Annotated in this window: 10 protein-coding genes; 2 read left to right on the top strand and 8 right to left on the bottom strand. The window is 47.5% G+C overall.

The genetic code is table 11. The features are described from left to right. The 3 genes from BLQ13_RS28635 to BLQ13_RS27820 all read right to left on the bottom strand — a co-directional run. Positions 1-489: hypothetical protein (locus BLQ13_RS28635; protein WP_167375859.1), on the bottom strand; the 489-nt coding region annotated here is incomplete at its 3' end. Positions 490-538: 49 nt separating this feature from the next. After that, positions 539-1,885, bottom strand: a complete 1,347-nt coding sequence (locus tag BLQ13_RS27825; RefSeq protein ID WP_090924922.1) for a hypothetical protein — start codon at positions 1,883-1,885, stop codon at positions 539-541. A 199-nt stretch (positions 1,886-2,084) separates the two neighbouring features. Continuing rightward, on the bottom strand, positions 2,085-3,419 hold the full coding sequence (locus BLQ13_RS27820) for an MFS transporter (RefSeq protein ID WP_090924921.1): 1,335 nt from the start codon (positions 3,417-3,419) through the stop codon (positions 2,085-2,087). Positions 3,420-3,883: 464 nt separating this feature from the next. Here BLQ13_RS27820 and BLQ13_RS27815 point away from each other — a divergent pair, with 464 nt between their 5' ends. Next, positions 3,884-4,345, top strand: a complete 462-nt coding sequence (locus BLQ13_RS27815) for a MarR family winged helix-turn-helix transcriptional regulator (protein WP_090924920.1) — start codon at positions 3,884-3,886, stop codon at positions 4,343-4,345. Between the two features lie 99 nt (positions 4,346-4,444). On the opposite strand, the gene BLQ13_RS27810 is transcribed toward BLQ13_RS27815, so the two are convergent. The 4 genes from BLQ13_RS27810 to BLQ13_RS27795 form a co-directional block, all read right to left on the bottom strand. After that, a complete protein-coding gene (locus BLQ13_RS27810) occupies positions 4,445-4,936 on the bottom strand; it encodes a hypothetical protein (RefSeq protein WP_090924919.1) in 492 nt (163 codons plus the stop codon). A gap of 159 nt (positions 4,937-5,095) precedes the next feature. Next, complete coding sequence (locus BLQ13_RS27805) at positions 5,096-6,604, bottom strand: MDR family MFS transporter (RefSeq protein WP_244159498.1); 1,509 nt, start codon at positions 6,602-6,604, stop codon at positions 5,096-5,098. Positions 6,605-6,890: 286 nt separating this feature from the next. Further along, positions 6,891-7,463, bottom strand: a complete 573-nt coding sequence (locus tag BLQ13_RS27800; RefSeq protein ID WP_090924917.1) for a GNAT family N-acetyltransferase — start codon at positions 7,461-7,463, stop codon at positions 6,891-6,893. A gap of 233 nt (positions 7,464-7,696) precedes the next feature. Continuing rightward, positions 7,697-7,993, bottom strand: a complete 297-nt coding sequence (locus BLQ13_RS27795) for a hypothetical protein (RefSeq protein ID WP_090924916.1) — start codon at positions 7,991-7,993, stop codon at positions 7,697-7,699. 187 nt (positions 7,994-8,180) lie between these two features. Here BLQ13_RS27795 and BLQ13_RS27790 point away from each other — a divergent pair, with 187 nt between their 5' ends. Beyond that, positions 8,181-8,660, top strand: a complete 480-nt coding sequence (locus BLQ13_RS27790) for a GAF domain-containing protein (protein WP_090924915.1) — start codon at positions 8,181-8,183, stop codon at positions 8,658-8,660. Positions 8,661-8,843: 183 nt separating this feature from the next. Here the strand turns inward: BLQ13_RS27790 and BLQ13_RS27785 are convergent, their stop codons facing one another. After that, the gene (locus BLQ13_RS27785) at positions 8,844-9,611 is read right to left on the bottom strand and encodes a MerR family transcriptional regulator (RefSeq protein WP_090924914.1); all 768 of its coding nucleotides are present in this window, start codon (positions 9,609-9,611) and stop codon (positions 8,844-8,846) included. Positions 9,612-9,744: the final 133 nt, after the last annotated feature.

The following is a 9,744-nucleotide window of genomic DNA, read 5'->3' as shown; positions in this document are numbered from 1 at the left end:
CGCTTTCGCGTTCAGACCCAGATCGAGCATGCCACGGCTTTCGCTCGCATAGCTGCTGTTCGTGTTGCTGTTGCGTGTCTGACCATCTCGTGAATACTCGTTCATCGTTGCTGCTTCTCCAGACACATTGGCATTCAGACCGAGGCCCAGTTTGCCAGAGCTACTTTGCTCGCTCGTAACGTCCGTAGATTCGTTATTGTAACGGTTCGTGTTCTCGGCGGATACACCGGCGTTTAGCCCCAGATCCAGATTCAATGCACCGCTTGAGCTAGAGGAACCCCCATAGTTGCCAGTATTCCCGTAACCAGCGTCACGTTGTCCTGACAACAATGGTCCCAGTTCCAGACGCAGACCTGCATTCAGATCCAAATTACCGTTGCTGTCGCTGTTATAGCTATCTGCATAGGTTGCCTGTGAAGCTCCCAGCAATCCAGCTACCAACGTACCCGACAATACCGACAATTTTACCCAACGATTCACTTTTTTCATGATAATATACACTCCTTCTCATTTTTGGTTGAATTAACGCCATTGTTGTTTATGAGAAAGAGGTATATTTCGGCGGCTGACCTGGTGGTGCTTGTGACCACTGGCTGAAACCATCCAAGCGTTTCATGTCAAAAGCAAAATCGTAACCTGGCATCACCGGACTTGTTAAAGCTAAAGGCAGTGCTACAGCTGGAACGGATGCTCCGCCCCCCGTCACACCGGACGAACCGGTGCTTGTACCTGTAGAGGTACTCGTTGCAGAAGGAGCTATTGCCATAACAGACCAGTTAGCCGGTCGTTCTGCCCGTGGTTGCCATGGTGCAGAGGCTTCATCCTGCTTCTCAGGTATTGCCTGATCCGCATTCAGATTCCCTTGACCTTGCTTCTCCGCTGTTGATTTACCAAAGGATGGGTTCATCCCCAACCATTCATTATCCAGTAAAGATACGTTTGAATTTGTTTCCTTCGCACGTTGTTTCAGACCATCTTGCTTCACAGGCACAGCCTGAGAAACAGCAGGCTCGGTTACCGAATCCGGATTGATCTCACGATCCATAACCTGACCTGTAACCTGTATTTCATCTTGTGCCGTGTTTTGTCCACTCAGCTTGCCCTGAGACGAAGGTAAATCGACTGCCTTACTAGGCTGATCTGAAGTATCTACAGGCTGCTCCGGTTTCACAACCGGAAGTTCAATCTTTCCTTTACCAGAATCAACTTCTGATGATACACCAGTAGCAGGCACATTTGCTTTCACCTTTGGAAGCTGTACCTTGCCTTCGCTCAGATCTACACCTGATGCCCTGACATCCACCGATGTAACTTCAGGAACATCAACTTTCACGGAAGGAAGTTTAACCTTGCCTTGCCGCAGGTCTGTTTGTACAGCAGACGTCTCTGCTTGGATAACCTCGGGAACCTCGGCTTTAATCCCCGGCAAGGAAGCTGTTCCCCCTTGGAGATCAACCTGACTGCTGGACACATCTGCTTGAATGACAGGTGTGTCTGCTTGTACAGAAGGAAGATCCACCGTCCCTTGCTTCGCATCGATGCCAATCTGCGATGTTCCTGCCGATCCAAGCGGTGTATCGACCTTCAACTCAGATACACTTAGCTTGCCGGTAGATGCATTCGTTTGGATCGAAGGAACTTCTACATCGAGTAGTGGTGTGGATACCGATATCGATGGAGTCAGATCAAGGCTGCCATCTGCATCGCGTGAGAGCAGGTTCAATGACAATCCGCTGGACGGTTTACTTGAACCCGCCTGATTCTGAGCATCATCCGCATATACATGCGACGAACCGATGCCCATAACCAACGTTCCGGCCAGAATGGCTAACGGAATGCTTGCCAGACGAGTGATCGATCTGGGTAATTTCCCTATTAAGTTCAAGTTACTTCACCCCCTTTCCGCGTTAGCGTTGGTGGGACAAGGCATATGAGTTTTCCCCTAGGATTAATTAGTATACAGGGACTTTTGCCTGTTCCTCATTAAACATGAAGGCGTTTCCTCAAACGATTTTTCAGTAAAAACATTTTAAATTTAAATTAATTTCTGCCTTCATGCTGGGCTATTATCTCTCTAAAACACCTTACGATCCTTCTCCGGTTGCCACAGACTTCGCCGGAAGAACTGCCTCCAGATCTTCTGCACGCTTCGCTCTTGACTTCAACAAATACAATAGACCGAGTAGTGTCAGCAGCACACCTGAGCTTACAAACGCAGGCACAACACCAAACGAAGTCACTAATAACCCGCCAGCCACAGGACCAAGAATGTTGCTCGTTGTCATCACACTGCCTACAGTACCGAATACCCTGCCTGTCATCGGCTCAGGAGTCTGTTCTTGCAACAGAATCTGAAAAGGTACGACAGCAAATCCAATGCCAACACCGGCCAAGGCAAACAGCGAAATAAGAAGCAAATGCGCACCCATTCCTGCAGAAGGCCATACGACAACGACTATACCAGCCGTCCCGATTACAAGGCCTGTCACAGCAGTTCCCAGCCCCATTTTTAAGCCATGGCTTGCTGTTTTCCATTTCCGGACACTCATTGCCGCAATTAACGTTCCGACACCACTTGCCGCGACACACCATCCAAGCAGATCGCCCGAAATACCGGGAAGTTGCCTGAATAAAACAACCGTTTGTGAATCGGCAAATTGCAGAAACAAAATCGCGGATGCTAGTAAAAAAAGTGACGTTCCGACATGAGGCAGAGAAGCTAACATACGGATGCCCTCAAGTGTTTCTTTCCAAAAGGATTGTTTGACTTGAATCGATCCTGCTGTCTCTTCCTCTACTCCTGTTACGTCAGAATTCACTCGTTGGATCACCCGATGTCCGGGAATCCACAATAAAATAATGCCAGAGATCAGAAACGATGACGCATCTAACACAAAACACCACGTGATCCCGAACCCGGCTACGAGTAATCCGCCCAGCGCCGGGCCGATAATTTTGGACATTTGTTCAATCACCGAGCTAATGGAAACCGCTTGGGCAAGCTGGTGATCTGGCACAATTTCTTTTAATTTGCCGTTCTTCGCGGGTGAGAACATGACATCAAATAGAGATTTAAGAATAAGCAATACGTAAATTTGCCATATCTGATTCGCGAAAATAAACGCACCCACAATGATAATTCTTGCTCCGTCGGCGGTAACCATCAACCACTTTCGGTTCAACCGATCTGCCAGCGCACCCGCAAATGGCCCTGTGAGAAGCATCGGCAATGCCGCAGACAACATCACAAACGTGATCTCCCACGGCGTTGCATTCCAGCGAAGCCCAACCAGAGTGAAAATGGCCAACAGATGCAGCCAATCCCCCAAGTTGGATATCGCCTGAGACACCATCAATGTTACAAAAGCACGATTTTGTTTCAGTGCACTTTTTCCCGCTAAAGTGTTTTTTGTTGTCATCCCGTTTCTCCTCCATCATTTTCCGAATGTTTAGTATGAAAATGATTATATAAAAGAGGTTGAGTCAGAACCTCCTGCCCGAGTCGGAGATAAAGGAACATCCACAGGATGATTTTTCATTTTCCTGGTATCCTGCACTCTAGTCCATTTCATTGCTCCAATCTAAAATATGTACGCAAAATCGTGACAAATGATCAAATTTTAAATGCTAAAAATGCAAATCTTGTGACATATCGCATGTTTTTCGGCCAAATTGAGGTCTACAATGAACATATGACGATCCTCTGATTCGTCAATCGATATAATGATCCAACTCATATAAGTTGATCTGATCTTTTACTAAACGCATTGTATAAGTTTAACTTTATGCACGGGTAAATTAACCTTAGTTCAAACTTATACAGCAAAGAGAACCTTCATATATCACGTCAACTTATATAAATACACGGAAAGGCGGGATCAGCATGCTGGAATTACAAGAGATCGGGACAGAACGTTCACTTCATCTGTACCGCACCTTGGCCCATACGTTCAAAAGTGTGAATGAACACGCTGTATCTGGAAGTAAAGTACATGGTTTTAATCCGACTGCCTATGGAGTGCTCGAAGTGTTATATATGAAAGGAGCACAACCCATCCAGCAGGTAGGAGCTCAACTGCTGTTGCAGAGTGGGAACGTTACCTATGTCATTGACAAGCTGGAGCAAAAAGGACTTCTACGCCGCAAACATTGTCCGCAAGACAGACGAATCATTTTTGTGGAACTGACAGAAGAAGGCCAGCGCACGATGGATGACATCTATCCAGGATATGCGGTCAAGATTGATCGTGCAGTCAGCGGTCTAAGCGAAGAAGACAAAGAACTGCTGTCCGAGCTTCTGGGCAGACTGGCCCATGGAGCAGAAAGTCTGTCAGCGAGCAGCTAGATGCGTACGTGCACCTCATCCGAGTTAGACAACCAGGTTTACGCTGGATAACTTGAGCAGAGTGGTAGAGATGCAAAAACCGGAGGGCCTGACCAAGGCTCATCCGGTTTTTGCTTGTTTATTGTGTTGTAGCCAGTAAGATCCTGCTCTTAAAATATATTGCCAGATCAGAAAGATCAGGGTCATGATACAAATCTGGCGAATGGCGTCCATATAAAGAAACGTATTCCCCCGAAACACAAAAAGAGAGAACAGAACACCGCTTAATCCTGCTAAAAGAACATAACCAATCACTACAGATACAACCGGATGGATTCTCCCTCTAGTTCGTTGCGCCACAGATATCGATACCGCATCCGCAAAGAGTGACAATGGAAGCATGAGAAAAATGACTATGGCCAGATAGATCAACACGGTAATAACTAATGAAGACCAGAACGGAGTATAGTACGTATTATCCATTCGCTCAGATACAGGCACGTATTTGTTGAGAACTGTAATAAGAGACATTGAAATACAAGTCAGCAATGCTGAGAAGATACGGACAGGAAAGGAAACGGAATGCAGGGCTAGCCACTTCGGGTTGCTCAAGTCACATCATCCTCCTTTTTCCAGTTCATCATACCAAACCCACGGAAATATAAAAAGCAGCTGATGTTCAGCTGCTTTTAGTACATAGCGAAAATATGCATCGATCCTTGAATCCCATTGTTTTGGGGTGCATTTCCATTCCTTCTCCCAGCATGTCAGTTACTTCTGCATAGCTTCCACTTGCGGCGGGGCATCTGCATCCTCAGGAACAATTAGCCTTTTGCGCAAGGCCAGCGTAGTGACCCATGAAACGACCGCAATAACAAACATGATGACAAACAAGGAGTGTAAACTACCCTCCAGTACACTGCGTAGCAACGCCCACTTCTCGTCCGATAACGCAACATCCGTATGCGGTGCAAGCAGCTCATTCAGATCCTTCTCCGATATACCTGATGCCGCTAAATTTTGTTTACTCGACAGTGTCGAGATACGGAAATTCAGCCACGTTCCAAATGCCGCCGCCCCGATCGTCTGGCCGAGTGTACGCATGAACGTATGCAGTGCCGTTGAAGAACCACGCTCTTTGTACCCCACAGACGACTGCGCGATAATCGTAAAGATCGTAAAGGCAAAACCAAAACCAAGACCATAAATGAAGGTCAGAATAAACAACACGGCTTGTGGCGAGGTTCCACCAACTAAGAACAGCCCACCTGAACCAATGGCGATCCCGGTAAGTCCGATTAAGCTGGTCAGCCGTGATCCAATCTTGAGCAACAATCGGCCTGCCCATACGCTACCGATCAGCCAGCCAACGGACATAGGCGCGAGCAGCAAACCGGACTCGGTTGCATTGCCTCCACGTACTCCCTGCACCCAGAGTGGCAGATAGCTGGTTAAGCCGATCATCAATGTGCTGGTCAGTAGGCCGGCGATATTCGCCACCCGGATGTCCCGGATACGGAACAGATGAAGTGGAACCATCGGGGCCTGGGCTCTTTTTTCCACCACAAAAAACAAGATAAGAAACAAAACAGCGACCACGCTCAGTCCCACAATCAATGGAGAACTCCACGCGTAATACTGCCCGCCTGCCGACAATACAAAAAGCATAGCGGTAATACCAACGGTGAAGGTGAGCGCACCAACATAGTCAATTTTAGCGGTACGTGGTGAAATGTCCTCTTTGAGATAACGGAATACAAACCACATGGCGAGCAAGCCAAAGGGCACATTAAATCCGAAAATCCATTGCCAGCCGAGGTTGTCCACAAAATAACCTCCGAGCAGCGGCCCAACGAGAGACGAAATGCCCCATACCGAGCTGATCCAGCCCTGAATTTTGCCCCGTTCCTCAATGCGGTAGATATCCCCGATAATCGTAAAGGTAACCGGTACTACAGCGCCTGCGCCAATCCCCTGAATGGCACGGTAGATGATCAGTTGCTCCATATTCTGCGAAAGACAGCATAAGAGTGAGCCGAGCAAAAATAAGGCACAGCCGATGAGAAAAACGGGTTTACGCCCATATATGTCACTGATTTTACCAAAAATCGGAGTACTGACTGCCATCGTGAGCAGGTATGCGGTAAAAATCCAGCTAAGCAGTTGCACGCTCCCCAATTCGCTGACAATCGTTGGACCCGCCGGACCGATTACCGTGCCTTCGATCGCGGACAGAAACGTTGCCAGCAACAAACCCGCAAGAATGAAACTGCGCTTCAAACCTCCTGTTGTATTCACACAAACCCTTCTCTCTTTAATCTTATACATAATTAACAGTTGATTTTACTTTCTGCTCCAAAACAGAACAAGCTTTCGATCACAGTTATCCCCAGATTTTTTCATCTCTTTTCTATAAAGAGAAATCTGGTGATAAGCCTATGCTTCCGATGTAGCTTTCGTTCCGAAAGCTTTTAGGTGAACGTTCCACTTCTCCAGCTTTGTTCTGTTTCTTCGTTAATGTGTAATCTCAAAATAAATTAAGTATCTTTTCCTACCTTCCTTGCCACTACCTTCTCTTATTGCGAAGGAACTCATCATATAATAGCGAGTACATCACCATGTCCTTGTATCCCGTAGACGTATGCTGTACCTGGCGAAGCAGGCCCTCTCTTGTAAATCCCTGACTTGTCAGGAAAGTTCCTGAGGCTGTGTTACGCGGGTCCACAAGTGCTTCAATCCGGTTCAATCCCATCGTCTCATAGCCAAAGGGTAGCAGCGCTGTGAATGCCTCAGACATATAGCCGTAACGCCAGTACTCACGGCCCAGCTCATATCCGATCTCACCGCGGAATGCCCCTTCCAGCTGCCAGGTATTGAATCCGCAACTACCGATAAGTTTACCCGTAGCTTTCAGTTCAATGCCCCACCGAATGGCGTCTTCTTCCCCTGCCATATGATTCAGCAGCCCGATCATATCGGCCGCCTCGCTTGTCCCAATCATGGGCGCGAGATTCATGTACCGTGTGACCTCCCGGTCGGACCAGTGTACGAACATCTGCGCAGCATCCTTGCGGCGCATTTTGCGTAAACGTAACCGCGGTGTCTCCATTTCCGGGATTCTTCCTTTACATTTATACATCACTTGACACTCCGATCCGATCCTTCTCTTGCAGACCATAAGATTCATTAGCCATCTAACCATAACCTGCACCAATTGGCAACTGTTCACTCTTCTGATCATATCAAAAAACCGGGCGCATCCGCTCCCGGTCTTGATGTAGCTATGAATCCACCAGCACAGGTTGTCCTGTTCTATGCCGAGAATCAATCTTTATTCGCTCAGTTGCTCGCAAAACCTGATCTGCAACAGTTTTACGCCGGAGAGGCCTTCTTGCTGTCAGGCAACAATTCTTCGCTCACCCGACCAAGCACAGTAACAATTTCCTTATACTCCTCAATGCCTGTCCCGGTAAGGCTCCACTGATCTCCGTGGGCAGTCAGGAAGTTTTCTTGCGTCAGGTGTTCAAGCTCCTGTTTGATCTCACGTTCACCCACGCGATATCCTCGCTCTTCTAACAAAGGCAGCGCGTCGCTTACGTTTAAATCCTGATTTTGGGCAAAATATAGAAGATGAATTCGTACAAATAGATTCTGTACTTCTGCATGCATAAGCTAAGCTCCTTCCCGGGTTGTAGCCCTACTTGGTTGCTAAGTAATTACCCCGCGAAAGAAGCGAAGAAACAGGCGCATAATCCAGGTACTGTCATCTCTTTCCAAAATCATTCCGCTTGACTAACCGCATCTACTGCACTATCTTGAAAATAAGTACCATTTTTGCTCGGGAGGGTGATTCACCATGTTTCAAGCTGTTTCCTATGAAGGAACACGAAGCGAGCAGCACACCGCCGTCCTGGGACAGTTAAGTGCTCTGATCCGCGATGAACCTAGTGCGATTGCCAATCTGGCTAACGCTGCTGCGCTGCTCAATGTATTTCTAACCGACACCAACTGGGTCGGATTCTATCTGTATGATGGAAAAGAACTGGTCCTCGGACCATTTCAGGGATTGCCTGCCTGCATCCGTATTCCACTTGGACGCGGGGTATGTGGCACATCTGCTGCGGAGAAACGCACACTCGTTGTTGATGATGTGCATGCTTTTCCAGGTCATATCGCCTGTGATGCTGCATCCAACAGTGAGATCGTTGTTCCGATCATCAAAGACGGACAATTATATGGCGTACTCGATATCGACAGCCCGATCAAAAACCGTTTTGACGATGAGGATCGTATCTTCCTGGAAAAAGCGGTTAGCTTGCTCGTCGAGCAACTGTAAGCCGTCCGATTCATCTCCAATTCATGTGAACAAGAGGACTCTGTCCTCACCCGGTGATATCCATATGTACGAACAAAAAGCGCAGCCCTCCCGGAGGTCTGCGCTTTTTGTTGTTATGTTCTTACGATTGCTCTTACCAATGTTCGTACCAATCATCTTGCCCGCCCATGTTACTTTATGCATTCAGGATAGATCCTGTGACGCTTTGATGATCATTCCCTCTCGCAGAAATTCTGCCAGTCTTGGATGATAACCGTCATACATGTTCCGAAAATCGCGGTGCTCCACGTACAGATTGGCCAAATCCCGATAAATCTCAGCCGTAGGTGTGTAATATCCTTTGATCCATTCAAGGTGTCTTCCAATAATCTCCTGCACAGCCGGATTGCCCGGTTCAAGCCCAAGCTCCAGCGCCTGTTTCAGATCCAGATGAATCTGATCGATTCTGGTCTGTGAGTCCAAAAAATCCTCTTTGGATTTCAACTCGATCTTCTCCGCTTTCGATTCACGTGACGGCAGGGTCTCAGGCAAGTGCTGTGTTTGACCTGCTTCTGGCAATCTGGCATGACGCGTATTATGTTCGAAGCCATGGTAGAGTTCGTGCTCCTCTATCGTCTCTTCCCCTTGCAGATAAGAAACCGTTCGATCCAGCGTTTGGATCAAACCGTGCAGGCGAAGTGCTTCCTCCAAAATTCGGATACGATGTTGCCGCATGACACGGATGATCTCCACAGGCTCTTCCTTAAGCATAGAGCCGATCTCTTCCTCCGCTACTCCTGCTTCCTTGCAGAACAGAATCTGCTGCAGCGTCAGCAACTCTTTTTTTTCATAATAAATATCCTCATCCAGTCCACGAAAGGCAGGGGACAATAACCCCAGCTCCGCATAATGACTTAACTCACTCAGGCTCACACCTGACATACCCGATACATCCGTCATAGAATAAGCCATATGAATTCACCTCCTACCTGTTATGCGTGCTCTGTGTGTTCACCCGCCGTATTGCTTCCGATATATTTAAAAAGATACAAAAGAATTGAAAACGCAGTTGAAAATGCGTGCATCCATGCCCTATGAAATTCAA

Source organism: Paenibacillus polysaccharolyticus (assembly GCF_900102085.1).
Lineage (GTDB): Bacteria > Bacillota > Bacilli > Paenibacillales > Paenibacillaceae > Paenibacillus > Paenibacillus polysaccharolyticus.
The sequence above is the reverse complement of the archived record's forward strand: the minus strand, read 5'-3'. Positions and strand labels throughout refer to the sequence as shown.